The following is a 22,805-nucleotide window of genomic DNA, read 5'->3' on the forward strand; positions in this document are numbered from 1 at the left end:
GATGCTGAAGATGATCGGGTCCAAGCGGCAAACAAAACGAGGGTTTCGACCCAGCTTGATCGGTGTCCTTTTGGCGGGCGTGATAGCGTCTGGATGTGTGACGACGACGCTTGAGCTTGATGACCGAGGCAATATTCCTATCCCCCAAAAGACAATTGCGCAAATGCGGGAGATGGGCATGAAGCCCGCAGATCCGGTGCTGGTTCGCATCTTCAAACAGGAGAGTGAACTGGAAGTTTGGAAGCAAAACGCGACCGGCAAGTATGCGCTGATGAAGACTTATCCGATGTGCCGATGGTCGGGCGTTTTGGGCCCAAAAAAACTCGAAGGTGACCGTCAGGCACCTGAAGGTTTCTACACTGTGGGTCTAGGTGGATTGAACCCGAAGTCGCAATACTACCTTTCCTTCGATCTCGGCTATCCGAACCGGCTGGAGCGCGCAAAGGGCTATACCGGTTCGGCCCTGATGGTTCACGGAGCATGTTCTTCCTCGGGTTGTTTTGCTATTTCTGACGAGCATGTTGCGGAAGTTTACGCCCTTGTCCGGGATGCCTTGCGTGGCGGGCAACAGGCTGTTCAAGTCCAGTCGTATCCGTTTCGGATGACGCCAGAAAACCTTGCCGCGCGCCGAGAAGACCCAAATTTCGATTTCTGGATGGATCTCAAGGCCGGGTATGATCGCTTTGAAGTTTTGCGCCAGACTCCCCGATTTCAATTCTGCGAGGGACGCTACAGGTTTGGCGAACCCGTCAACGGCAATGTGCCCGCTAATCCGCTTGGACAATGTCCGGCATTTGAACCGGAGATCCAGCAAGTGGCCGAGAAGTCGGAGCGGGATATTGAGAGAATGAAAGAACTGCTCAGAGATGGCCAGAATGTCGGCCTTGCTTATTCGGATGGTGGAATGAATCCGATTTTCCGAAAAATTCTGGCCAAGAAGGGCCCGCAATATTTGTCGGAAATCACTTCATCGACTTCTGTCCCCGTTAGTCGGCCGAAAGCAGCGCTTGCCGATCCCTTCGGCGCTGGACCGAAAGCCCGCTAAAACAGGCGCGACAGAGGAACGATGATCGCCAGCATCACGGGTTGGTGAAGCAGATAGATCGGCAGGGTGTGGCGGCCCAGCCAGCCGAGCCTGGCGAAGATGGTGCTATCCGCACCCGCACTGGCCATCCTGCTCTTACTGATGTCCACGACCTTGGCGAAGCTGATGCCAAGAAGTGTAATGCCTGCCCAGGGAAACACCGGAACGAAATCATTGCTGAGAGGTGGGTTGGCTGAAAGGCCGATCCAGGCTAGCCAGCGGGGATCGAAAGCAGGCAGCGATAGGTACCAGGGAAGCGCCATTATCGCCAGGCCGGCAAACAGGCTGGCCAAAGCCGGGAGCCTGAGAAACATCACCCCGAGGAGACTTGCGACCGCGATCGAATGCAGGATTCCAAAGTAAACAAATGCGTTGGGGAATGTGAACCATGTCACAACGCTTATCGCCAAGGCCGCGACAACAATGATGGCCAACCGGCGGAAAAACGTCCGAGCTCTCAACTCTGTGCCATGCGCCAGAACCAGACTCACTCCTGTAAGGAACATGAAGCTTCCGGCCAGCAAACGCCCGAATGCGAGCCACAGCGGATGGAAAGCCACGCCCGATACAAATCCCGTGAATTCCAGATCCCAGACGAAATGGAAAAGAACCACGCCGGCAATTGCCGTCCCTCGTGCTGCGTCAACGGCTAGCAATCTGTTTTTTCTCATGCTTTTCAACCTCACCTTGTTCGCCGACCGTTAAGCGACGGATATTTCTGAACTCTCTCGCTTCCGCAGTGCATACATGCCAGCCCCAAGAACATTGTTTTCAGCGCCTTTCAGAACGGAGTGTCCAGCCGTTGTCCTGCGGCTGCCAGCGGCCACAGGACCCTCTCCCCCCAGCGCCATCGAAGCCCAGCAGGCAATAAGCCACCCATTTCAACCAGCGGTGCCGCCGCATGGATGATAAACAATCCAAACGGATTAATGATCCTTTTCGTCCTGCAAGTGACGGTGATCGGTCGCACAAAGCGAATGATCGCTCAACACCTCAATAACTCGGCAATCTGCAATCTTGCCACCTGCGCACTGCACAACCATGCGATTGAGTTCAACTTTCAGCGAGGCGAGACGTGCGAGGCGTTTCTCTATTTCCGCCAATTGAGCTTTGGCTATCGCATCGGCTGCTGCGCACGGCTGATCAGGATGGTCAGAGAGGCTGAGCAGATCGCGGATTGCGTCAAGCGTAAAACCAAGTTCACGCGCATGTCGGACGAAGGTTAGACGGTCAAGCGCCTTACGGCTGTAGAGTCTCTGGTTTCCAGCGCTACGCTCAGCCTCCGGCAACAAGCCGATTTGCTCATAATAGCGGATGGTCGGCACCTTGACCCCCGCCGCCTGCCCAAGTTTTCCAATGGTCAGCATAATTCTTCTCTTGAAGCTACAGTAGCTAGAGACATTAAAAGGGGTGGCTGACGATATCAAGCCCGAGAAACCCCTGTTGAGCGAAGGAAAAAATGTGTCGGAAACGGAAGCAAAAAAGGGAATCAGTTGCGACTGGACTGTATCTGGCATGGACTGCGGGTCTTGTGCGACGAAGGTCAAGGACGCCGTGGCAAGGCTGCCAGGAGTCACCGGCGTCGAGGTCGGCATTATGTCCGAACGCCTGCGCCTGACGCTGGACGAAGGTGAAACCGGCCGCGACAAGGTTGAAAGAACTGTTCGTGCGCTCGGTTACGGTATCGAACCGCGCGTCGCGACGGCGGTGCAGGACGAAGCTGTCGATCAGAGTGCAAGCTGTACCGGCCACTCCCAGGCCGGCGGCAAGGCAAAAGATCATTCCGGTCATGGCAGTCCCGGACACGTACATGACGATCCCGCAGATCGAGGCAAGCGGTGGTACCAGACGGCCAAGGGCAGACTGGTGATTTTTACCGCCTTGCTTCTCATGATAGCCTGGGGAGTGGAACTGATTGTGCCAGAGGTGGGAAAATGGGCCTTTGTCGCCGCGTGTCTGATCGGAGTTACCCCCATTGCCCGCCGCGCGTTTGTCGCTTTGCGCGTGGGGCAGCCTTTCACCATCGAAAGCCTCATGACGGTTGCCGCTATCGGCGCACTGTTCATCAATGCGGCGGAAGAGGCGGCACTGGTTGTTTTCCTCTTTGCAGTGGGCGAAGTCCTGGAAGGCGTGGCGGCAGGCAAGGCGCGCGACGGGATACGGGCGCTTGCCAATCTCGTCCCGAAAACGGCGCTTCTGGAAATGGACGGCGTCACACGCGAAGTGCCGGCAGCAAGTCTTGCTATAGGACAGATCGTGCTCGTCCGTCCCGGCGATCGTATTCCGGCAGACGGCGAGATCACAGAAGGCACCTCCGGGGTGGACGACAGTCCGGTAACTGGTGAAAGTGTGCCGGTGAACAAAGGTCCGGGCGATCCTGTATTTGCAGGATCGATCAATACCGAAGCCGCCCTGCGGATTACCGTAACCAAAGCCGCCGAAGACAACACCATCTCACGCATCATTCGCCTCGTGGAAGAGGCCGAGGAGGCTCGCGCGCCGACCGAGCGGTTTATCGACCGCTTCAGCCGCTGGTACATGCCCGCGATCGTCACTGTCGCGGCGCTGGTCGTGCTCGTGCCGCCAATGGCTTTTGGCCAGCCTTGGGATACCTGGGTTTACCGCGGGCTGGCGCTCTTGTTGATAGGTTGCCCCTGTGCCCTCGTGATCTCGGTTCCCGCATCCATCGCTTCGGCGCTGTCCACCGGTGCGCGGCGGGGCCTTCTCTTGAAAGGCGGCGCCGTGATTGAAGCGACTGCCAAGGTGAGCCGCGTGGCCTTCGACAAGACCGGGACGTTGACTCATGGGCGACCGGTGGTGACAGACGTCGTGACTTTGGGAAAAACAACCGAGGCCGAGCTTCTCTCTGTCGCGGCGGGCGTAGAAGGCGGCTCTAGCCATCCCTTGGCTGTCGCCATTTTGCGCAAGGCCGAGGAAGAAGGCATAGTGATCCCACCGGCACGCGATGCAAAGGCGCTGATGGGCAAGGGTGTGACCGCCACTGTGGGAGGCGCTTCCGCTTGGGTGGCTTCGCCCGGATATGCCAGGGAGAACGCCGGCATTGACGAGTCTGACCTCGCCCAGACCACAACGTTTGAGGAAGAGGGCAAGACCGCTGTGGTGGTCTTCCGCGAGAAAACCCCGCTCGGCATTATCGCTGTGCGTGACGAACCGCGCTCCGATGCGCCCGAAGCGGTTCGCCAGCTGAGAGCCATCGGTATTACACCCATCATCCTGACCGGAGACAATCCGCGTACGGCAGCGGCAATAGCGCAAAACCTGGGCATGGAATATCAGGCCGACATGATGCCCGAAGACAAGCTTAAAGCCATTCGCGACATGAGCGAACATGGCGGCGTGATGATGATCGGAGACGGCATCAATGACGCCCCAGCCCTCAAGCAGGCAAGCGTTGGCGTAGCCATGGGATCGGGGACCGATGTCGCGCTCGAAACGGCCGATGCGGCCATCCTGCGTGACCGGGTGACCGACATTCCGGCGACCATCCGGCTTACCCGTGCGGCAATGGCCAACATTCGCCAGAACGTTACCATTGCGCTCGGTCTGAAAGCGGTCTTCCTCGTGACATCCGTTTTGGGGCTGACCGGTCTCTGGATCGCGATTATGGCCGATACCGGAGCGACGGTGCTCGTCACGCTGAACGCGTTGCGGCTGCTGCGTTTCAATCCAGAGCAGGAGGCCTGATATCATGATTTCCAGCTTTGGTTGGTCCGTGCTGGTCCTTCTTTTTGGCTACCTTTCCCTTTTCTTCTGGGGCAGCGCGATCGCAGCACGGGCAGCGGGAAAGCCGGTATGGCTGTTTGGCCGTGCCAGGGGACGTGACCGATGGGCCGCAATGGGGTTCCGTGCGGCCTTTGTTCTGGCTTCTGTTGCGCCGCTACTTTGGTTGGTGATGCCTGTCTTGCGCGAGATGGATCCGTTCTGGAGCCGAGGCTCTACAGCAGCGCTTGGTCTGATCGGCGTGTTCGTAGCAGGGATCGGCGCGATGCTTGCCTTCGCGGCGCAAATGTCGATGGGGAGTTCGTGGCGCGTTGGTGTAACCGAGGGAGCGACCGGCAACCTAGTCTCGGACGGACTCTATCGGTTCAGCCGCAATCCCACCTTTGTCGGTCAATTCATGCTTCTGGCCGGTATCAGTCTAGCGGTTCCAGCAATCCCGACGATTCTTGCCCCGCTGATCTTTTTCTGGTCAGCCTCGATACAGGTTCGTTCCGAGGAGGCTATACTTAGCCAAGCGTTGGGGCGGGATTATGAGCAGTATGCCGCAACTGTGCCGCGTTGGGTTAGCATGCGTCGCGGTATAAGGCCATGAACGCTCGGTGGGTGTGGGCATTGATCGGAGCCACAACAACCGCTGATCAACTGACCAAGGCGGCGGCCTTGTCGCTGCTCTTGCAGGGTAATTCAGTGGCAGTTTTGCCCGGATTGGATCTGACGCTCGGCTTTAATGAAGGGGTGAGCTTTGGTCTGTTCTCTGACCTCATGGCTGGTAAACCGCTGGTCATGGCCGCGCTGACCGGCACCTTGACCGTGGTCCTCGCCATCATGGCATTTCGGGCGCGTCACCCGGTCGAACAGATCGGATTTTCTCTGATAGTGGGTGGCGCGCTTGGCAATGTGGTTGATCGGTTGCGACAGGGCGCAGTCACTGATTTCATAGATCTCTCTTTTCAGGGCTGGCGCTGGCCAACTTTTAACACAGCCGATATTGCGATTACGTTTGGCGCTCTGTTTATCGTGTTCGCCACATTCGCTTCACACCGATCCAAGGACACCGTCGTTGACCAATCCTGACCCTCAATCATTGTCCGGCGAGGATATGCCCTTGCTGGCGGCGTTCGTAATCGCTCTGGCCGCAACACTTGGCGCTCTCTTCATTGGGGAAGTGCTCGAACAGATGCCCTGTACTCTTTGCTGGTACCAACGCATTGCCATGTTTCCCCTGGTGCCCATCTTCGGCCTTTCGATCTGGCGTGCCGACGGCATGGCCCGACCCTACGGCCTGCCGTTGGCAGCGGCCGGCCTGATGTTGGCGGGTTGGCATTCCGGCCTTTACTCCGGCTGGATCCAAGAGGCTGTCACGCCTTGTGCAAAAACCGGGCCGTCCTGCACCGATCAGGCACAGACCATCCTTGGCCTGCCCATTCCCTATCTATCCCTGATCGCCTTTGGAGCGATCCTCAGTTGCCTTGTTCTATCGAAAGGAAGACGCGCATGAACAGACGCACTCTCTTGATCGGAGCTTCGGCTCTCGGGCTAGCCGCTTTCGGTAGCGGCGCCTTCTTCCTGACCCGGCGCCAACAATTGACCGAGGCCGAGGCAGTAACCCCGGCAGTTGATGAGGCGCAGTTGATTCGAGATTATTCGCCAAGCTTCGGCCCCGATAAGGCTCCGGTCACCCTTGTTGAATTTTTTGATCCCTCCTGCGAGGCCTGCAGGGCCTTTCATCCGGCAGTTCAGGCAATACGCGAAGAGTTCCCGGAGCAGGTGCGCGTCGTCATGCGCTACACTGTATTCCATGAAGGATCGGACGAGGCGGTGCGTATCCTGGAGACCGCACGAATGCAGGACAAGTTTGAACCTGTGCTCAATGCCATCCTGAAGCAGCAACCAGCATGGGCTGTGCACGGCGCACCGCGTATGGACTTGGCCTGGCAGATCGCGGCGGCTGCCGGGCTTGATCTGGAACGGGCCAAGAGCGACAGGTTGTTTCCCGGAATTACAGCAATTCTGAACCAGGATAAGGCAGATGTCGAAGCGGTGGGTATCCGTCAGACTCCCACCTTTTTTCTAAACGGGCGCGAACTATCGGAACCCAGTTTGGACGGCCTCATCGCTGAAGTCCGCAGCGCGGTCGAGAGTACGTGAGGTTCCGCTAGGGCCGATTGGCATAGGATTCGAACAGGGCGAGTGTCTGCTCGCTGACATGATGTTCAATCCCCTCGGCATCACGCTCCGCCGTTTCGGGGTCAAGTCCGAGACGGATCAGGAACCGCAGTACGATTTCGTGGCGACGGCGGCATTCCTGTGCCAGCGTCCGACCTGCTTCCGTCAGGAACACTGAACGGTACTTCTCGCGGGTGATCAGTCCTTCGCGCGCCAAGCGGTTCAGCGTTTTGGTCACGGTCGGCGCGCGAACGCCAAACCGCTCGGCGATATCGACCGGACGTGCCTCGCCATACTGGTGGATCAGGTCGGCGATCAGTTCGACATAATCTTCGGCCAACTCGTTACGCCGCGCCTCGCGTACGGTCGCGAACCCGTTGGCTTGTGCTTCGGGGGCGCGGCTGTCCGGCGCGAGATCGTCGCTAGACTGTGAAGTTTGGTCAATCATCAGAGGACAATGCCGGATCGCTGCCCGATTGACAATATGTTGGTCAAGGATGTATAAGTTAGCCTTAGCTAAGAATTGGGATGGAGGCGCGTGTGCGTATCAAATTACTAGCTCTCGTCTTCGGCTTTGGGCTGGGGATCGGTCTGCTCGCCGGGCCGGCCATGGCGACCCCGGCCAGAGATACCCCTTGGCTACCCGAGGCTGCCGCCTACCGGCTGACCCTGTTTCTGGGCAATCTTACTCCCGTGCCTTGGGATGAATTAGGGCGCGCCTGGGAGGAGCCCTATCGCGGATCGGAATACACGCAAGGTGCGCTCGATTGGCTCGCAGGCCAAAGCTCCCTACCGACCGAGCCGCTGACAGCTGCCATCGCGCGCGAAGATCGGGCAGCGGTTTTCGAGGCCGCGACGCGTATTATCTCCGCCCGCATCGACGAAGAGCTTGACGCGGCGTTGGCGGCCGAGAGCCCCGCTGCAGCCCAGCAGGCGGTACGCACGGCCCGAGAGCTTTATCGCGCAATCGAGGATCATCTCGCCGCCGCCGACCCTGAAGCGGCCCGCGCGCTCGGACGGGCCTGGCTGGAGCTGTCCAGTGCCACCGGCTCCACCGGGGTGCTGGGTGCTGGAGCGACCGAACCCGATCTCAACGCAATGGCGACAGCGCGGGTGGTTGTTTCCGACTATCTCGCCGCGAACTACCGCGTCGCCGATTTTGCACCGCGCACAACCCTCACCGCCGTGCCGGAAACCATCGCCCTCAGCGGCCGTGCGGTAACGCTTCCCGCGACGCTGCCTCCGGGCTCTGACATCTTCGATCAGGATCCGTTGCCCCTGCTTGTACTGGGTTTCGAGGAGCAAGGCATAGATGAGACCGACCTGCCGCTCATCGCCTATGGCGACATGCTGTTCGACAGCCCCGAAATATTCAGCGGCCCGGCGCGTGAAATTGGCATCGCCTGCTCGACCTGCCACAACCGTTCGGATATCAACCAGCGTTTCTTCATTCCCGGCGCCAGCCATCAACCCGGAGCAGTGGATGTGGACGGTGCCTTCTTCAATCCGATGTTCAACGACCGCCGCGCCGACCCGATCGACATTCCCAGCCTGCGCGGCCTGCGGTTTACGGGTCCTTATGGCCGTGACGGCCGGTTTGCCAGCATTCGCGATTTCACCCGCAACGTGATCGTCAACGAATTCGCTGGGGCCGAGCCGACGCCCTTCATGCTGGACGCCCTCGTCGCGTACATGACCGAGTTCGACTTTCTGCCGAACGCGATGCTAACCGGCGACGGCCGCCTGACCGAGGCCGCGCCTGAGGCGGCACAGCGCGGCGCGGCGATCTTCAACCAGCCTTTTGACGGGCTGAACGGCAAATCATGCGCCAGTTGTCATGTGCCAGATGGCAATTTCCTGGACCGGCAGGCACATGACATAGGATCGGTCATCCCGGCCTATGAAGGGTCGCGCGGCGGGGCGCTGGACACGCCGACCCTGCTCGGGACCGTCTATACCGCGCCCTATTTCCACGACGGCTCGATGCCGACGCTGGCCGCCGTTGTCAACTGGTTCGACACGACCAAGAGCCTTGGCCTCAGCGAGTCCGAGCGCGCCGATCTCACCGCTTACCTTGAGACCGTTGGCGCGGCGGATGAACCTTATGAGGACTTCGACACCGAGAATACGCCATTCCGGTTGGCTTTTGCGGAGCTGACAACCTTTGCCTCCACCCTCGATACCCTTCTGCCGCGCCGGGACACTCAGCACATCCTGCTCCTGACTGATACCGTCGCCGCCGATCTTGCAGCGGATGCTGGCACCATGGCGAACCTTGTCGCACGCCCGGAGATCTACTCCCTCGCAGAACACCTGGCTGCAGTTGGCGCAGAAGTCCGCGCCGACAATTGGGCCGCCGCAGAGGCAAGCTGGGCCGCATTTCAGTCCGAGGCGCAAGCCATCGAAGAAAGGGCGTTCTGATGAACTCCATGCTCTCCCGCCGTCATATGCTGGCGCTGTGCTGTGCAAGTCTCGCGGCCCTCGCGGCACCGGTTCGCGCGCAGTCTGCCCCGTTGCGGTTGGCCTTTATTCCGCAGGAGAACCCTGAAAAGCTACTGGGCGACATCAAGGCCATCACCGGTTGGCTGTCACGGGAGATCGGCGTGCCGGTCGAAGGTTTCGTGACCATCGATCACGCCGCCGCCGTCGAGGCGCTGCGCAACGGCGATGCGGACATCTCCTTCATGGGAGCGCTGCCCTTTGTTCTGGCCGAGGCGGAAATCGGTGCGGTGCCGCTCTTATCCGAGATCTATCGCGACGCCCCCACCTACACCGGACGGGTCTTCGTGCGACGCGACAGCGGCATCACCACGCTGGCCGATTTGCGCGGACGCGATATCGCCTTTGCCGATCCAATTTCGGAGTCAGGCTATCTCTACCCGCTGGTTGAATTCGAGCGCGCGGGACTGATCGCGGGACCCGCAGAGTCGGAAGCGTTCTTCGGCAGAGTGTTCTTCGCGGGCGGATATCAGCAGGCGATGCAGGCAATGGCAGAGGGACTGGTCGATGCCGCGGGCGCCAGCCAGTATGCCGATCTCCTGCTCGCGCCAAGCCAACAGTCCCAAGTCACTTGGATCGCCGAGAGCGAGCCGATCCCTAGCCACTTGGTGATTGCCCGCCCGGGACTGGACGCCGAGGTGCAGGAAAATTTCGTGAACGCTATGCTGCGGCTGAACGAGCTCGAACATCGCGCCATGTTGCGGCATCTCTACGGCCCGGACGGCTATGTCCCGGCCGATGCGGCCGCTTTCGACGGTGTTCGGGCACTCGCCCGCCGCTACGGGCTTCTGCAATGACCGAGGCCCTCCGCATCGAGGAGCTATGTTTCTCCCATGTCACCTCGGGCCTGCCGACGCTGGATCAGGTGACGCTGTCTATCCCGCCGGGTGAAGCGCTCGCGCTGATCGGGCCTTCGGGGGCGGGCAAGACGACGCTCCTGACGCTGCTCGATGGTCGCCTGAGGGCTTGGCGCGGCCGCGTCTCGGTGCTGGGCGACGCGCTCGATCCGGACCGTGCGCCGCCGCGCGCGTGCCGGGCCGATACGGGGTTCATCTTTCAGGACTTCGCTCTTGTCGAACGCGCCAGCGTGCTGCGCAACGTGCTGAACGGCAGGCTGGGCCGCATGAGGCCGCTGCGTGCCCTGCTCGGGCGGCCGTCGAAAGACGATCTTGCGGTTGCGCGCGCGGCGCTGGCCGATTGCGGCATTGTCGACCTGTCTGAGCGACGGGTGGACAGTCTGAGCGGCGGACAACGGCAGCGAGTCGCAATCGCACGCTGCCTCTCGCAGGAGCCGCGCCTGATCCTTGCCGACGAACCGGTGAGCAACCTCGACCCCGCACGCGCAGCCGAGATCCTTTCGCTTCTAACCGAAGCCGCGCGTCGACGAGGCGCGACCACAGTCTTCTCCTCTCACCAGCCCGACCTTGCGCGGCGCTTCGCGCGGAGAATCGTGGGCATGCGCAACGGTCGGATCGTTTTCGACACTCCGACGGCAGAGCTCACCGAGGGCGCGACAGCCCGGCTCTATGATGATGCGAATGCTGCCGTACAGCCCCGCCTGAAGGCGGTGCCGTGATGGAAAGCCGGGGTTGGGGCGGCTTCGCGACGGGCGGGCTCGTCGCCGGGGCCGTGCTCTGGTCGCTCGCGACGACCGACGTCGAACTTTCCCGCCTCTTCTCCGCCGGGCCGCGCATCGGTGATTTCCTTGCGCGGATGTTTCCACCGGATCCGTCAGTGATGACCGAGATCATCAACGGCAGCGCCGAGACGCTGCGCATCGCCATCCTTGGAACACTCGGTGCTGTGCTCCTGTCGGGGCCGCTCGGCGTCTTTGCATCGGAAACCATGGCCCCGCCCGTCGTTCACCGTCCGGTGCGGACAGCTCTCGCGCTGATTCGCGCCATTCCGCTGATTCTCGTCGCCATGTTGATGGTTGGCGCAGTGGGCCTCGGCCCGCTTCCGGGCATCATCGCGATTGCCATCCATGCAACGGGCATGCTGGCGAAGTTCTATGCTGAAGCAATTGATGGGGTTGCCCGCGGACCGATCGCCGCACTGGAAAGTGCGGGCGCCGGGCCGCTTGCACGCCTACGCTATGCAATCTGGCCGCAAATGGCTCCGGTGATCGCCCGTGATACAATCTTTCGTTTCGAGCTGAACCTACGAGAATCGCTTATCCTCGGCATCGTCGGAGCCGGTGGCATCGGCTTCTACATTCAGACCTATGTTCGCTCATTTCAATACGAAAAGGCTGCCAGTGTCACGCTGGCGGTCATCGCCATGGTTCTTGCTATCGAGGCGTTCAATGTTGCATTGCGTCGCCGCTTTTCATGATTATTTGCGTCCCGCCCGCTGCGACCCTCCCAGAAGTGATTAACCAGCGGAGCGCCTCCCGACCGAGCATGTTCAGATATTCCGCTTGAAGCTCATGTCACTAGAGGCTTTATACGACTAGCCGGAACGCGAGGAACGGCAAGGATGCGATTGAAGGTTCTGCAGAAGATGCTCTGGGCGGCGGTGGCCCTTGCTATTCCGGCTTACGGCGCGTTGCATCTTCTTGATGAGCGCGCGGAAACACCGGTGGCCGAAGTGTCTTTCCGGCCGACCTTTTCCCTGCTTGATGCTGAGGGAAGAGTGCGCATGCCCTCGGACTTTGCGGGGAAGCATCTTCTGGTCTTTTTCGGCTTCACCAATTGCCCGGACGTCTGCCCGACGACGCTTGCCGAAGTGGCGCAAGTGATGGAGGGTCTGGGAGATGACGCAGGAAAGGTACAACCCCTCTTCATCTCTATCGACCCGACACGAGACCGCAGCCTGGAACTCGCTGAATATACTGCGGCCTTTCACCCTTCAATCCTCGGTCTGGCTGGCGACGAGGCGCAGACCCGCGCCGCAGCCCGCAGTTTCCGGATTTTCTATGAGCGCGAGGACAGTTCCGGCGCGCCGGATGGTTACACAATGGCACACAGCGCAGCACTATACCTGATCGGACCTGACGGAAACTGGCTGCGCCAATTCAGCTATGGCACGCCAGCAAGTGAAATCCTTAACGACCTCAGGCAAAGATTGTGAATACGATGAAATATCTTCTGACCGCTCTCCTTCTCAGCCTATCCGCCACCCCGGTACTGGCGTGTGAAACTGTTCAACTTAGCTCACTCGAAATCTCGGAAGCCTGGTCGCGGGCTTCGATCGGAATGGCCCGGCCCAGCGCCTTCTATGTCACCATCCGCAACACTGGCGTGAAAGACGATGCGCTTGCCGGCATCGCGACGCCGGTGTCCGGAAAGCCCATGCTGCACGAAACAATGGTGAAGGATGGCGTGGCTTCGATGCCGCACGCTACGGCGATTCCCGTGCCAGCAGATTCCACCGTGCAATTGGAGCCAGGCGGCTATCACGGCATGCTGATGGGTCTTACACAGGTGCTGAAGGAAGGCGAGACGTTCCCGCTTACACTGACGTTCCGCGAGGCAGGCGACGTGACCGTTCCCGTGGCGATCCGGGGAATGGGTGCGAAAGATGCAGGCTGCGTGGACAAAAAAGATTGAGACGCCGTACGCTGCTCGTTGCCGGGGCGTCGGGCGTCGGCGCGCTGGCCTTTACGCTCGGTCTGGGGTGGTGGCAGAGCCGGGACAGCCTGCAAACGGGCTCCGCGCTGATACCATTGCGTATCGGCAAGATGTCCTTCACCCTGACGAACCATCATGGCGTGACGGTGAGTCCATCAGAGTGGATTGGCCGCCCGACAATAGTCTTTTTCGGCTTTACCTGGTGCCCCGATGTTTGCCCGACAACGCTGAGCGATATTTCGCTCTGGCTGCAAGATCTCGGCCCTGACGCCGACCGGATGAATATCTTTCTGGTCAGTGTCGACCCGGAGCGCGACACTCCACAGGTTCTTGCCGACTACCTGTCGAACTTCGATCCAAGAATCACCGGTCTGACGGGGTCACCTGCCGAGATCAAGCGCGCCGCGGACGAATTCCGCGCAACATTCGAGAAGGTGCCGAGGGAGGATGACTATACCATGGACCACACCGCCGGCGTGTTCCTGTTTCGGGCCGACGGGCGATTTGGCGGGATCATCGATTATCACGAGGATCGGCATGTGGCTCTGCTGAAGATCCAGAGGTTGTTGAAAGCGGCTAGCTGACCGGCTCTGTTGGCTTGGTGTTGTGGTCGCAAAACAAGCCGCCTTCACGACGAACTTCATGCGGTGCTCTTGAAGAGTTCCGACGTTGACCCGGCTTGCGGCGACAGGTTGCCTTTCGATCCTGTTGGACCCCACAAGCTCTGATGTTCAGCCTGCCGTTGGGAAATCGGATACTTCCTCACTCGTCGCTAAACTGTTGTAGGTGGAAGCACTTTCGCGACATCTGCAACCAATCAATGCGGCTGCGTTGCATGCCCCACCCCTGAGGAGACCTAAGCCCCCAATCACCTGTACGCTGGATGCGCTGACTTCAAGGCGCGCATGGCATAGATTGCGTCACTCACATCCCGTTCTTGGGTCTGACAAAAAGATGGCGCCACCGGGATAGCCATTCCCGTAATTCCATATAGACCTTCCCCGAAGCCAAAATGACAAACGAAAGAGTTCGATTGACCCTCCTGCGTGAAACCCTCGAAAACCGTCAGGTCCCCATCTATTTTGGCGCTGTCGTCCTCGGCATGATTGCAGCGGTCACTCTCAACGGAATGACGGCGCTGGAAATCGGCATCAACCCCGCGCTGGCATTCATGTTATTCGTGACGTTCCTCCAGGTCCCCCTAGCCGAGTTGCGAGTGGCCTTCTCGCGCTTTCGCTTTCTTGGCGTCCTGCTGCTGACCAATTTCGTTGTGGTTCCTGTTCTGGTGGGAGCCCTTGTTCAGTTTCTGCCGCCCGATCCGATGATAAGGCTAGGCGTGCTGTTGGTGCTTCTCGCGCCATGCATCGACTATGTCGTAACCTTCTCGCATCTCGGTCGTGCCGATGCCCGTCTCCTGCTAGCTGCGACGCCCGCGCTTCTGGTCATCCAGATGATGATGCTTCCCGTCTACCTGGGTTTTTTCCTTGGCCCTGAGGCTGGGTCTCTTGTGACAGCGGGGCCATTTGTTCACGCATTCGCCTGGTTGATTGCGGTCCCGCTTATCTTCGCCGCTCTCGTCCAGTTTTGGGCCACCAGAAGTGCCGCAGGGGCACGTGCAACCTCGGTTCTTGGGCTGCTCCCAGTTCCCGCGACAGCGTTTGTATTATTCGTTGTCGTGGCCGCTGTGGTGCCGCAACTCGGCCCCGCACTTGATGACACGTTACGGGTCGTCCCGATTTACGTGGCATATGCGGTTATTGCACCCTTGGCGGGATGGGGCATGAGCAGGCTGTTTTGCCTTGATGCGCCAGCCGGGCGGGCCCTCGCGTTCAGTGCCGCAACGCGTAATTCTCTCGTCGTCCTTCCGCTGGCATTCGCTGTTCCCGGCGCTGCCCCACTCCTGCCGGCGATCATTGTCACGCAGACTTTGATCGAACTTGTAAGCGAGCTGGCATATGTCCGTCTGGCGCCAAAGCTCGGTTCCAAAATGGCTGCATGACGGATCCAGCGGCGGAGACCGCGATACGAAACAACGGCAACAATTCCGGCATGGCGCTGATGCAGCTGACTTGAGACGGAAGGGAGCATTTTGATCTCTGCGCATGTTACTCTACCCGAGGACTGCGCGTTTACCGCTCAGCCGTGCCTTCATGAACCTATCTCCGACGAGATTGAGGAAATATCTTCGGGACAAAGCATGCGAACGCAGGATGCGATACCTGCAAGCTGATCCTGACGACATGACAGCATGAAAAGTCGCAGATTGAGAGATTAAAATCAGCCGCAACCGCGCGGCGATCCAGCGATCAATCAAGATGCTCCGCAGAAGCGGAAATGCCCAACCACGAACGATGGAGTCTCGCAATGAAATTGGATAAATTTTTAGAGAAATAAGTATAAAATCGTTAAGCATGCCCATTTGCGGGATATTATACTCTGCATTGTAGTCTTCTCCTCAACGAAGGGGAGAATAATCAGATGCAAGATAAATATAAAGCGAAATCATATTCCAAAGTATCTGCATTCGCACTCGTGTTGCTCTGCGCTTCTTTCGCACAGGCTTGTGCTTACGAAACACTCGAAACAAATTCTGAAGTTCTTATAAGCTCCAGTGCCGCCGCTCCCCTCTTGCAGAACCGGAATGTCGCCCGGGGTTCAGCTTGGCTGACCACGGAATACCTCACCACGACCCTTGCCCTGACCCAAGCTGGCCTCGCTCCCCTTGATCTTGATGTCGATCCTGACTTTGACCTTGCTTCCACCAACGACCTCGCACTACCATCGGCGCTCACAAAACTTGCCGATAAGGGCCTGGCGGAAAATCCGGCTCTCAATGAAAAGATGATCGACCAGGCCCAGGTCATCACCGCCTCGATTCCTGCGATGACGGCCCCCGCTGGGGTGTCGATCAGCCAGACCATTCGTCAGGAAGCGCCTTTGTTCGGTGCCTACAGGATCCGCTTCGGCAAGATCAAGAGTGGTGCCCGCATATCCGACCTGATCAAGAAGGCTGTCGCTTCCGGCGCACCCGACGACATTTGCACCGAAATGTGCGCAGACCTTGCCGATCAACTTGCGTTGAGCGGATCAACTGTCAGCGAGCAACTCCGCCACGTCTCAGCATCAGTCAACAGAATTGTCGCCTACAAGGCAGACGACCAGAACCATGACCGGGTGGACTACTGGTCGACGCCCGGCGAAATTCTGGATCGCAGCAGTGGCGATTGCGAAGACTACGCCATCCTGAAAATGGCTTTGCTGGCCCGCCTCGATGTTCCAATGAGCGCCATGGAAATAGTCGTGCTCAAGGATACCAGCCGTAATCTGTTTCACGCCGTTCTGTCTGTTGCATTTGAGAATCGTAGCCTGATTCTCGACAACGTGACCGATGCTGTTGAAGCTGACACGGCGAAGGAAAGCTATGAGCCGCTGTTTTCGATTTCTGGCACCGCAAACTACGTATTCGGCTACAAGGGTGGTAAGTCCAACCTTACGGCCTCACTCAAGGACCTCGGAGCAATTGCGCCAGGTGCAGGCTTCTGAGCGCATAAGATTGGCACAATTCTCCAATCGAACTTGCATTTTCGGATGAAGTGACATGCGAAAACGGGGTGGTTGAACGATCCGGTCGACGGATTTCGGGTGAATCGGATGCTCTGCCCGATCAGGGCAGATCGCCCCTTTCATCGGCATGCAGCGTCATCGGCAACAGTGTCCGGGCGTGGCGGAAAAATCGGTTAGCTCAGCTTATCGGCCTCGTGGTAGTCGAGACGAAATGCTCGCTTGGTCTCCTGCCCGTGGGTCAGGCTCTCATAGCGTTCCATCGACATGATGACGTAGCGCGGCTTGTGGTGCTTGGTGACCGCGACCGGCGAGATAGTCGCGGCGTCAAACAGATCGCCGGTCTTGCGGGTCAGGTCGGCGGCGGCAAATTCTTTCATGGCTGCACCTCGGCTACGGTCAAGCAGAATATATGTTTATTCTGCAAACTTAAAGTGGTGGGAAGGGCTTTGAGCTTCCCCTCGTCTTCGCCGCAGTTGCTTGATGCGGGGGCAATGTGACGACCCGTCCGTCCCTTTGAAATGGATCAGGTCCGCGGCCTGGCCCTGGCCTCCTATGGCCGGGAACGGCGATCCGCGCCGGTGTGCTGCCGAGGAAGGTACGCCTCATGCGCGACCTGAAATCGGCGGGACCGCAAAATGGAGCGCTGCGCCAGCAATAACCCGCTTGGATCAGCTTGTGCCATAGTTCCCGCAGGTATCTACGGCGCACGCGGTCTCCGTCAGCAGCTCGTCGCTAAGCAAAAACAGATCATTCAGACGTTGATCGCTCAGGCGATAATGGACAAAACGGCCGCGCTGCTCGCCGGAGACGAGGCCGCATTCGCTGAGACACCGCAGATGGTTCGACGCGTTCGGCTGCGACAGACCCGTGATCGCGACGATCTCGCCGACAGACAACGGCCGCGTGCGCAAAGCATCAAGAATTGACAAGCGCGAGGCATCGGCCAATCCCCGGAATAGCTTCGTACGCAGAGCAAAGGTTGTATCCTTGATCCGCTCCAGCACTTCGACATTACTAGACATATCAGTCACGGATGATATATAGCCTCTCTCGAACAGGAAAGATAGCCATGACAATAACAGCATCAGCGCACGATGCCGAGACCGCACGCTACCGCGTCACCGGCATGGATTGCCCCTCCTGCGCGGCTAAGATCGAGAAGGCAGTGCGCTCGGTTGGGGTGGACGAGGTAAAGGTTTCGACTGCCACGCAGATCATGACGTTGCACGTAAGCGACCCAGCGGCCCGCCTCCCGGAGGTCGAGCGCGCTGTCAGCGGCATCGGATACCGGCTTGACCGTCTGGATGCGCCCGAAACCGACACCGAGGGCGACATTGACGATCTGCCCAAGGACCTATCGCACATTACACCGGCCTACAAACGCGCGTTGTGGATCGTGGTCGTACTCAATGTCGGCTACGGAATCATCGAGATGTTCGGTGGCTTTATTTCTGGTTCGCAGGCGCTAAAGGCCGACGCACTCGATTTCCTGGGCGACGGCCTCATTACTTTTCTTGGCATCCTCGCCATCGGGTGGAGCATCGTCTGGCGCGCCCGTTCCGCCTTAATCCAAGGCCTTTTTCTTGGGGCGCTCGGCCTTGGGGTCCTTGTGAATACGGCCTATCGCGTGCTGGTGCAGCAGCAACCCGAGGCCGAGTTGATGGGCCTGTTCGCACTGGTTGCACTCGTCGTCAATGTGGTTGCGGTTCTTCCATTGCTGCCCCACCGAACGGGCGACGCGAATGTGCGGGCGGTCTGGCTGTTTTCGCGCAACGACGCGATCGGAAACGCAGCCGTCGTCGTGGCGGCAGGCCTGGTGGCTTGGACCGGAACGGCTTGGCCGGACCTCGTCGTCGCCGCCGTGATCGCCGGCCTGTTCCTGCAGTCGTCCTGGTCGATCATCCGCGACGCCCGCAGCGATTTGCGGGAAGCTTCGTCGACACGGCGGAGCGCTCCGGCATGATATCGAGCCGCGAACCCGACCGCTCCTTCACGAACCGCGCCTTGTCGATCAGCTCGATCCGGACAACCTGTCACGGAGGAGCATGAGCACTTGGATATGGGCTGCTGTCCTGTTGGCCGCCGTCTTCGCGGCGGCGTGGGGTTCCGATCATCTGGCGGAGCCCCTTCGTAAGTTGCGCAAACAGTGGGGGCTTTCGGCGGCTGCTGGCGGCTCTCTGATTGGCATCGCCACTGCAAGCCCGGAAGTCGGTGTCAACGTTACCAGCGCCGTGCGGGGCGTGACCGATATCGGCTTGGGGGCAATGCTCGGCTCGACCGCCATCGGCATCCCCGCGCTCGTTTCCGTCGGCTATATCGCAACGCGCAAGCGCGACATTCCCGATGATCCGGGACATCAACAGCACCTGCGCGAGCACCTATTGCGTGTTGATCCGAAAGCAGCAACCGTGCAGGCTCTTCCATATCTCGGCATATTGGCGCTCGCGGCTCTCCTGATCCTTCCTGCGCCCTGGCAGGGGCTACAGCCAATTGATGGCGGGGTCCTGTTGGCCGCCTATGCCGCCTATGCCGCCCAGGCATTTTTTCGCGGCCGCGAGAAGCCCGAGCAGGTCGAGTGGTCGCGCAAGGGGATATGGATGGCGGTCGCCGGCGTTGGGGTTCTCGCACTCGGCGCCTATTTCACCGTCATCTCGACCCAAAATCTAGTGCAGGCGTTTGGCATCTCGCCGATCATCGGCGGCCTGTTCATCACTGCGCCGGTTGCCGCCCTGCCAGAGATCTTCGCGTCCTGGAAGGTGTCGCGGAGCGGCCAGATCACGCCGGCACTCACCAACATCATCGGCGATCACGCCATGACCATGACGGTCGGATTTCTGCCCTTGGCGCTTGTCGGGACGCAGATCGACAACTTCCGGCTGGTCTGGGTAAGTTTCGTCTTTGTCGCGCTTATGCCTGCGCTCTACGCGGCGTTCGTCCGCTGGGGCGGGTCCGAACCCGGCTTCCGCCGCTGGCAGGTTCTTACCCTGGTTGGCGCCTACGCTACCTATGTAGCCGTCGTTGTTGTCTGGGTGCTGGAGCTGGTCTGATGGAGATTTCCAGTATCGGAATAGCGACAGCCTTCGCCGCAGGCGTGATATCCTTTTTGTCGCCCTGCGTTCTGCCGCTAGTACCGGGCTATATATCCTATGTCGCGGGGCGCACGATCAGCGCCGACGGGGTTCCGGCCCATTCCGGAATAACGGCGGCGAGCCGAACCCTCGGCCTCAGCCTCTGCTTCGTTCTCGGCTTCTCGACCGTGTTCGTCTTGCTCGGGGCCAGTGCGACCGCGTTGGGCGGACTCCTGCGCACGCATCTTTACGAAGCAAACCTGATCGGCGGTGTGATCGTCGTCATCTTCGGTCTTGTTCACAACCGGCCTTGTACCGATGCCTTGGCTCGATCGTGACGTGCGGTTCCATTCCAGTCCGAACAGCGGCGGCGCTTGGTCTGCCTACTTGCTCGGTCTCGCTTTCGCGTTCGGCTGGACCCCATGCATCGGACCTGTGCTGGGCTCGATCCTAGCCCTATCCGCCGCCAACGCCACGGTTGCAAGCGGAACGGCACTGTTGGCCGTATACTCGCTGGGCCTTGGCCTGCCCTTTATCCTGGCCGCTCTGTTCATGCGCGGATTCATGACACGGATGTTGTCAATGCGCCGAACTGGCCGGGTGCTCAAAATCGTCGCTGGCGGGGTGATGGTGGTCATGGGTATCGCCATGATTACCGGCCATCTCTCCAGCTTTGCAATTTGGCTCCTCCAGACGTTCCCGGCCCTCGGCCGAATCGGCTGAGCCGTAATTTTTAAGGGACTATGCGATATGCTCAGGCTCGGCCTTCCAATCGCCCTTGGCGGATTTCTCCTTGATCAGGCGACGAAATGGTTGGTCCTGAACCATGTCATGAACCCACCTCAGGTCATCCCTGTCACCGACTTCTTCAATCTCGTGCTCGGCTTTAACACCGGCGTAAGCTTCGGATTGTTCGGCGAGGCTCCGGCTTGGATCCTGATGGCGTTCACGCTTGCCATAGTCGCGGGACTCCTGGGCTGGATCAAGCGAACCGACAACCGTCTCACGGCCGCCGCCCTCGGGCTTATCGTCGGGGGCGCGCTGGGCAATCTGCTCGACCGGCTGCGGCAGGGCGCCGTGACGGATTTTCTGGATTTCTACATTGGCAGCTATCATTGGCCAGCCTTCAATCTTGCCGACGTGGCGATCGTATGCGGGGCGGGGCTCTTGCTCATCGAGAGCGTCATAGCCAGAGATGACACGAAAGCCCGTAGCGCCTGAACCAGTGCCTGCCCGACGAAGGACGCTTCAATGCCTCAGATCCCCCGCACCGCAACGCCGGACGCCACTCTGGCCCTGATCAATGATCCGTATCGGTTCATATCGAAGCGATGTCGGAAGTATGGGGCAGAATCGGGCATTTCCGTGCTCTGCTCCCATTTGGGATTTCGCGCTCGGCCTAGAATATTGGCCAGGCCGTCGTGCGATCAGCCAAGAGTGGAAACATGCCAATCCGTGGCCCCGGCTCGCTCACGACGTCTTTCTCCGCACCGAGTTCCATCCACTCGGCATCCTGCTCGGACAAGATCTAGAGGCAAAGACGGTCTTCCACCCGATTGCGATAGCGAGTCGTACATCCGAGCTGGGAACCAGTTTCTTTTGGAAGCGCGCCGCCGTCTTTCGGGTCAGCGTGCCTTCCAGCGACGAGCAGCTTCGTGTATCGATCTCGACAAATTGGCAAGATCAGGCAATGGACAAAAATGACCGACACATCTCTGCGACTTTCGATCGAAGAATCGTACACGTTAGCGCGACAGCGCAAGCGCTGGAACATTTATCTGTTATTGGCACTGTGCTGCTTCGCAGTAACCGTGTTTGGCGTGAGCATCACTCACCTGCAGTCGGAAACCCAGATGGACCCGTTGCCTTCACAGCCAATCACCGACAAGTGATTGGCTGTGTGCCGATGGTGCATCCATAATTTGGGGATGGATCACATCGGACTTTCTCAGCTGCTGGCACGTATCGGCCTTTTCAGCGCGACGACCTTGGCGGCCTATTCGGGCTTTGCAATCCTGTTTGGTCTATTTTGTCTTGTCGGAGGCCATAACATGATGGAAGCATTGTACGGAGGGTTCGCGAGCTTTTTGCTAGCTCTTGTTGTAGGCGCTGGAGGTGTTTGGGTATCGACCTCCAGCGCACGATTCAACCAGAGACGAGACTGACCCATGTGTTGGGGTCATGTTGCGATTGGCGCTTGAGGAAATAGAGTTCTGCTTCTTTCCAGAGCAGAACCCGAGGTTCAACGTTGTCCAGAACGAAATCCCCACGGTCTGTGACAACGGTTAGGACGGCATGTCCGCCACCGTTTGCGTCCCGTGCAACAGTCATGGATAGCGCGCCCAGCGGAACTCCACGCTGATTTAGGCGTTTGCGCTTTTCCAGTGCGTAGTCCTCGCAATCGCCTACATTGTCGGGATACTCCCAACGCTCTTCAACCCCGAAAATCTCGCTGTCGGGCAGAGGAGCAACAGCTGTATTCACATCGTGGTTGGTCTGGATGATGTCCTTCCAGAGTTCGCGTGTCAATTCGACGATCTGGCCATCTGCCGGGCGGTCACAGCGATCGGCGTAGCGCTGGCAATAGTCATAATAGCCGATAGGTATTGTCGTTCTGCCGAATGTCTCCATGTTTGCGGCGCTGGCGGGCTGCGTCGGGTTGAGATGGAGTGCATTGGCGCCGGCGGCGCCGCAGGACAAGGCGAGCGCAAGCGCCGCAATAATTGACTTTCCCATGTTGAACCTTTCCCCAAAGTTGATGGAAAGACACTACGAGAAACAGATAAAAACTGGGAAAAATCAAAGACTTGGATTTTTCTCAAATGCGATTCAAATGCTGCATTAGCAACACACGATTTAGAAACAATTGGATAGCTGAACTTTCGATCAACCGAGGTGAGACTACCGCGTCGTTTGTCGTGGTATCTCCGCCAAAGGATGTGAAACGAGAGACTTGAACGCCGACTTGATGTCTTGCCTACAGTCTATCGTGATGGCTTTGTTTGGTAGCTCAGTGCGAAATCACACACCCATCGGCTTGGAAAATCGGATAGGACCGGACACCAGTTCCACAATTGATGCCTTCCTGAACCCTTACAGGCGGTGCGACAA

At 59.1% G+C, this 22,805-nt stretch carries 25 protein-coding genes and 1 pseudogene; 20 read left to right on the forward strand and 6 right to left on the reverse strand.

Annotation, left to right across the window (positions count from 1 at the left end; translation table 11 throughout):
• Position 1 precedes the first annotated feature (1 nt).
• Entirely contained in the window at positions 2 to 1,045 is a 1,044-nt protein-coding gene (locus ACK6D9_RS22635) for a L,D-transpeptidase family protein (protein WP_244615064.1), read from the forward strand.
• On the opposite strand, the gene ACK6D9_RS22640 is transcribed toward ACK6D9_RS22635, so the two are convergent.
• Together ACK6D9_RS22640 and ACK6D9_RS22645 are read right to left on the reverse strand one after the other, a co-directional pair.
• Positions 1,042 to 1,755: a heparan-alpha-glucosaminide N-acetyltransferase gene (locus ACK6D9_RS22640; protein ID WP_152007127.1), complete on the reverse strand. Its 714-nt coding sequence runs from the start codon at positions 1,753 to 1,755 to the stop codon at positions 1,042 to 1,044. The genes ACK6D9_RS22635 and ACK6D9_RS22640 overlap by 4 nt on opposite strands.
• 255 nt (positions 1,756 to 2,010) lie before the next feature.
• On the reverse strand, positions 2,011 to 2,451 hold the full coding sequence (locus ACK6D9_RS22645; protein WP_152007128.1) for a MerR family transcriptional regulator: 441 nt from the start codon (positions 2,449 to 2,451) through the stop codon (positions 2,011 to 2,013).
• Between the two features lie 148 nt (positions 2,452 to 2,599).
• Between ACK6D9_RS22645 and ACK6D9_RS22650 the strand changes: the two genes are divergently transcribed.
• Genes ACK6D9_RS22650 through ACK6D9_RS22670 form a run of 5 tightly spaced genes read left to right on the forward strand, consistent with a single transcriptional unit; the run spans position 2,600 to position 6,973 of the window.
• Positions 2,600 to 4,789, forward strand: a complete 2,190-nt coding sequence (locus ACK6D9_RS22650) for a heavy metal translocating P-type ATPase (protein WP_412051978.1) — start codon at positions 2,600 to 2,602, stop codon at positions 4,787 to 4,789.
• A 4-nt stretch (positions 4,790 to 4,793) separates the two neighbouring features.
• On the forward strand, positions 4,794 to 5,417 hold the full coding sequence (locus tag ACK6D9_RS22655) for a methyltransferase family protein (protein WP_035521235.1): 624 nt from the start codon (positions 4,794 to 4,796) through the stop codon (positions 5,415 to 5,417).
• Positions 5,414 to 5,899, forward strand: a complete 486-nt coding sequence (gene lspA, locus ACK6D9_RS22660; RefSeq protein WP_152007129.1) for a signal peptidase II — start codon at positions 5,414 to 5,416, stop codon at positions 5,897 to 5,899. Before ACK6D9_RS22655 ends, lspA (ACK6D9_RS22660) begins: the two co-directional genes overlap by 4 nt.
• A 25-nt stretch (positions 5,900 to 5,924) precedes the next feature.
• Positions 5,925 to 6,323, forward strand: coding sequence for a disulfide bond formation protein B (locus tag ACK6D9_RS22665; RefSeq protein ID WP_152007159.1), 399 nt, complete (start codon positions 5,925 to 5,927; stop codon positions 6,321 to 6,323).
• Positions 6,320 to 6,973, forward strand: a complete 654-nt coding sequence (locus tag ACK6D9_RS22670; protein ID WP_152007130.1) for a DsbA family protein — start codon at positions 6,320 to 6,322, stop codon at positions 6,971 to 6,973. The genes ACK6D9_RS22665 and ACK6D9_RS22670 overlap by 4 nt, the downstream gene beginning before the upstream one ends.
• A 7-nt stretch (positions 6,974 to 6,980) precedes the next feature.
• On the opposite strand, the gene mntR is transcribed toward ACK6D9_RS22670, so the two are convergent.
• On the reverse strand, positions 6,981 to 7,439 hold the full coding sequence (gene mntR / locus ACK6D9_RS22675; RefSeq protein ID WP_024706458.1) for a manganese-binding transcriptional regulator MntR: 459 nt from the start codon (positions 7,437 to 7,439) through the stop codon (positions 6,981 to 6,983).
• 92 nt (positions 7,440 to 7,531) lie between these two features.
• Between mntR and ACK6D9_RS22680 the strand changes: the two genes are divergently transcribed.
• The 9 genes from ACK6D9_RS22680 (at position 7,532) to ACK6D9_RS22720 (ending at position 16,605) form a co-directional block, all read left to right on the forward strand.
• Positions 7,532 to 9,412 (forward strand): cytochrome c peroxidase, encoded by a 1,881-nt coding sequence (locus ACK6D9_RS22680; RefSeq protein WP_200866635.1) that lies wholly within the window; start codon positions 7,532 to 7,534, stop codon positions 9,410 to 9,412.
• Entirely contained in the window at positions 9,412 to 10,287 is an 876-nt protein-coding gene (locus tag ACK6D9_RS22685; protein ID WP_152007131.1) for a phosphate/phosphite/phosphonate ABC transporter substrate-binding protein, read from the forward strand. Before ACK6D9_RS22680 ends, ACK6D9_RS22685 begins: the two co-directional genes overlap by 1 nt.
• A complete protein-coding gene (locus tag ACK6D9_RS22690) occupies positions 10,284 to 11,066 on the forward strand; it encodes a phosphonate ABC transporter ATP-binding protein (RefSeq protein ID WP_152007132.1) in 783 nt (260 codons plus the stop codon). Before ACK6D9_RS22685 ends, ACK6D9_RS22690 begins: the two co-directional genes overlap by 4 nt.
• On the forward strand, positions 11,066 to 11,824 hold the full coding sequence (gene phnE, locus ACK6D9_RS22695) for a phosphonate ABC transporter, permease protein PhnE (protein ID WP_152007133.1): 759 nt from the start codon (positions 11,066 to 11,068) through the stop codon (positions 11,822 to 11,824). The genes ACK6D9_RS22690 and phnE overlap by 1 nt, the downstream gene beginning before the upstream one ends.
• A 144-nt stretch (positions 11,825 to 11,968) precedes the next feature.
• Positions 11,969 to 12,562 (forward strand): SCO family protein, encoded by a 594-nt coding sequence (locus tag ACK6D9_RS22700; RefSeq protein WP_024706453.1) that lies wholly within the window; start codon positions 11,969 to 11,971, stop codon positions 12,560 to 12,562.
• Between the two features lie 5 nt (positions 12,563 to 12,567).
• Entirely contained in the window at positions 12,568 to 13,041 is a 474-nt protein-coding gene (locus ACK6D9_RS22705; RefSeq protein WP_152007134.1) for a copper chaperone PCu(A)C, read from the forward strand.
• Positions 13,038 to 13,646: an SCO family protein gene (locus tag ACK6D9_RS22710; RefSeq protein ID WP_024706451.1), complete on the forward strand. Its 609-nt coding sequence runs from the start codon at positions 13,038 to 13,040 to the stop codon at positions 13,644 to 13,646. Before ACK6D9_RS22705 ends, ACK6D9_RS22710 begins: the two co-directional genes overlap by 4 nt.
• A gap of 449 nt (positions 13,647 to 14,095) precedes the next feature.
• Complete coding sequence (locus ACK6D9_RS22715) at positions 14,096 to 15,061, forward strand: arsenic resistance protein (RefSeq protein ID WP_152007160.1); 966 nt, start codon at positions 14,096 to 14,098, stop codon at positions 15,059 to 15,061.
• A gap of 479 nt (positions 15,062 to 15,540) precedes the next feature.
• The gene (locus ACK6D9_RS22720; RefSeq protein ID WP_412051892.1) at positions 15,541 to 16,605 is read left to right on the forward strand and encodes a transglutaminase-like cysteine peptidase; all 1,065 of its coding nucleotides are present in this window, start codon (positions 15,541 to 15,543) and stop codon (positions 16,603 to 16,605) included.
• 194 nt (positions 16,606 to 16,799) lie between these two features.
• Here the strand turns inward: ACK6D9_RS22720 and ACK6D9_RS22725 are convergent, their stop codons facing one another.
• The gene (locus ACK6D9_RS22725) at positions 16,800 to 17,003 is read right to left on the reverse strand and encodes a type II toxin-antitoxin system prevent-host-death family antitoxin (protein WP_152007136.1); all 204 of its coding nucleotides are present in this window, start codon (positions 17,001 to 17,003) and stop codon (positions 16,800 to 16,802) included.
• Positions 17,004 to 17,294: 291 nt separating this feature from the next.
• Entirely contained in the window at positions 17,295 to 17,648 is a 354-nt protein-coding gene (locus ACK6D9_RS22730) for an ArsR/SmtB family transcription factor (RefSeq protein WP_189424737.1), read from the reverse strand.
• A gap of 47 nt (positions 17,649 to 17,695) precedes the next feature.
• Here ACK6D9_RS22730 and ACK6D9_RS22735 point away from each other — a divergent pair, with 47 nt between their 5' ends.
• From ACK6D9_RS22735 to ACK6D9_RS22755, 5 genes and pseudogenes are all read left to right on the forward strand, one after another.
• Positions 17,696 to 18,589 carry a cation transporter gene (locus ACK6D9_RS22735; protein ID WP_152007137.1) on the forward strand — a complete coding sequence of 298 codons (894 nt, stop codon included), beginning with the start codon at positions 17,696 to 17,698 and terminating at the stop codon, positions 18,587 to 18,589.
• 82 nt (positions 18,590 to 18,671) lie between these two features.
• Positions 18,672 to 19,673, forward strand: coding sequence for a sodium:calcium antiporter (locus ACK6D9_RS22740; protein ID WP_152007138.1), 1,002 nt, complete (start codon positions 18,672 to 18,674; stop codon positions 19,671 to 19,673).
• Positions 19,673 to 20,417 (forward strand): annotated as a pseudogene (locus ACK6D9_RS22745) (cytochrome c biogenesis CcdA family protein). Before ACK6D9_RS22740 ends, ACK6D9_RS22745 begins: the two are co-directional and overlap by 1 nt.
• A 27-nt stretch (positions 20,418 to 20,444) precedes the next feature.
• On the forward strand, positions 20,445 to 20,915 hold the full coding sequence (gene lspA, locus ACK6D9_RS22750; RefSeq protein WP_189424533.1) for a signal peptidase II: 471 nt from the start codon (positions 20,445 to 20,447) through the stop codon (positions 20,913 to 20,915).
• A 479-nt stretch (positions 20,916 to 21,394) separates the two neighbouring features.
• Positions 21,395 to 21,586 (forward strand): hypothetical protein, encoded by a 192-nt coding sequence (locus tag ACK6D9_RS22755; RefSeq protein WP_152007141.1) that lies wholly within the window; start codon positions 21,395 to 21,397, stop codon positions 21,584 to 21,586.
• 253 nt (positions 21,587 to 21,839) lie between these two features.
• On the opposite strand, the gene ACK6D9_RS22760 is transcribed toward ACK6D9_RS22755, so the two are convergent.
• A complete protein-coding gene (locus tag ACK6D9_RS22760; protein WP_152007112.1) occupies positions 21,840 to 22,430 on the reverse strand; it encodes a transglutaminase-like cysteine peptidase in 591 nt (196 codons plus the stop codon).
• Positions 22,431 to 22,805 lie beyond the last annotated feature (375 nt).

Origin of the sequence: Hoeflea sp. Naph1, from assembly GCF_046837775.1 — a bacterium.
Lineage (GTDB): Bacteria > Pseudomonadota > Alphaproteobacteria > Rhizobiales > Rhizobiaceae > Hoeflea.

Excerpts from the sequence above, each read along its gene's own strand:
- ACK6D9_RS22635 (WP_244615064.1), top strand. The coding sequence starts at position 2 with ATGCTGAAGATGATCGGGTCCAAGCGGCAAACAAAACGAGGGTTTCGA.
- ACK6D9_RS22640 (WP_152007127.1), bottom strand. The coding sequence starts at position 1,755 with ATGAGAAAAAACAGATTGCTAGCCGTTGACGCAGCACGAGGGACGGCA.
- ACK6D9_RS22645 (WP_152007128.1), bottom strand. The coding sequence starts at position 2,451 with ATGCTGACCATTGGAAAACTTGGGCAGGCGGCGGGGGTCAAGGTGCCG.
- ACK6D9_RS22650 (WP_412051978.1), top strand. The coding sequence starts at position 2,600 with ATGGACTGCGGGTCTTGTGCGACGAAGGTCAAGGACGCCGTGGCAAGG.
- ACK6D9_RS22655 (WP_035521235.1), top strand. The coding sequence starts at position 4,794 with ATGATTTCCAGCTTTGGTTGGTCCGTGCTGGTCCTTCTTTTTGGCTAC.
- lspA (WP_152007129.1), top strand. The coding sequence starts at position 5,414 with ATGAACGCTCGGTGGGTGTGGGCATTGATCGGAGCCACAACAACCGCT.
- ACK6D9_RS22665 (WP_152007159.1), top strand. The coding sequence starts at position 5,925 with ATGCCCTTGCTGGCGGCGTTCGTAATCGCTCTGGCCGCAACACTTGGC.
- ACK6D9_RS22670 (WP_152007130.1), top strand. The coding sequence starts at position 6,320 with ATGAACAGACGCACTCTCTTGATCGGAGCTTCGGCTCTCGGGCTAGCC.
- mntR (WP_024706458.1), bottom strand. The coding sequence starts at position 7,439 with ATGATTGACCAAACTTCACAGTCTAGCGACGATCTCGCGCCGGACAGC.
- ACK6D9_RS22685 (WP_152007131.1), top strand. The coding sequence starts at position 9,412 with ATGAACTCCATGCTCTCCCGCCGTCATATGCTGGCGCTGTGCTGTGCA.
- ACK6D9_RS22690 (WP_152007132.1), top strand. The coding sequence starts at position 10,284 with ATGACCGAGGCCCTCCGCATCGAGGAGCTATGTTTCTCCCATGTCACC.
- phnE (WP_152007133.1), top strand. The coding sequence starts at position 11,066 with ATGGAAAGCCGGGGTTGGGGCGGCTTCGCGACGGGCGGGCTCGTCGCC.
- ACK6D9_RS22700 (WP_024706453.1), top strand. The coding sequence starts at position 11,969 with ATGCGATTGAAGGTTCTGCAGAAGATGCTCTGGGCGGCGGTGGCCCTT.
- ACK6D9_RS22705 (WP_152007134.1), top strand. The coding sequence starts at position 12,568 with ATGAAATATCTTCTGACCGCTCTCCTTCTCAGCCTATCCGCCACCCCG.
- ACK6D9_RS22720 (WP_412051892.1), top strand. The coding sequence starts at position 15,541 with ATGCAAGATAAATATAAAGCGAAATCATATTCCAAAGTATCTGCATTC.
- ACK6D9_RS22725 (WP_152007136.1), bottom strand. The coding sequence starts at position 17,003 with ATGAAAGAATTTGCCGCCGCCGACCTGACCCGCAAGACCGGCGATCTG.
- ACK6D9_RS22730 (WP_189424737.1), bottom strand. The coding sequence starts at position 17,648 with ATGTCTAGTAATGTCGAAGTGCTGGAGCGGATCAAGGATACAACCTTT.
- ACK6D9_RS22735 (WP_152007137.1), top strand. The coding sequence starts at position 17,696 with ATGACAATAACAGCATCAGCGCACGATGCCGAGACCGCACGCTACCGC.
- ACK6D9_RS22740 (WP_152007138.1), top strand. The coding sequence starts at position 18,672 with ATGAGCACTTGGATATGGGCTGCTGTCCTGTTGGCCGCCGTCTTCGCG.
- lspA (WP_189424533.1), top strand. The coding sequence starts at position 20,445 with ATGCTCAGGCTCGGCCTTCCAATCGCCCTTGGCGGATTTCTCCTTGAT.
- ACK6D9_RS22755 (WP_152007141.1), top strand. The coding sequence starts at position 21,395 with ATGACCGACACATCTCTGCGACTTTCGATCGAAGAATCGTACACGTTA.
- ACK6D9_RS22760 (WP_152007112.1), bottom strand. The coding sequence starts at position 22,430 with ATGGGAAAGTCAATTATTGCGGCGCTTGCGCTCGCCTTGTCCTGCGGC.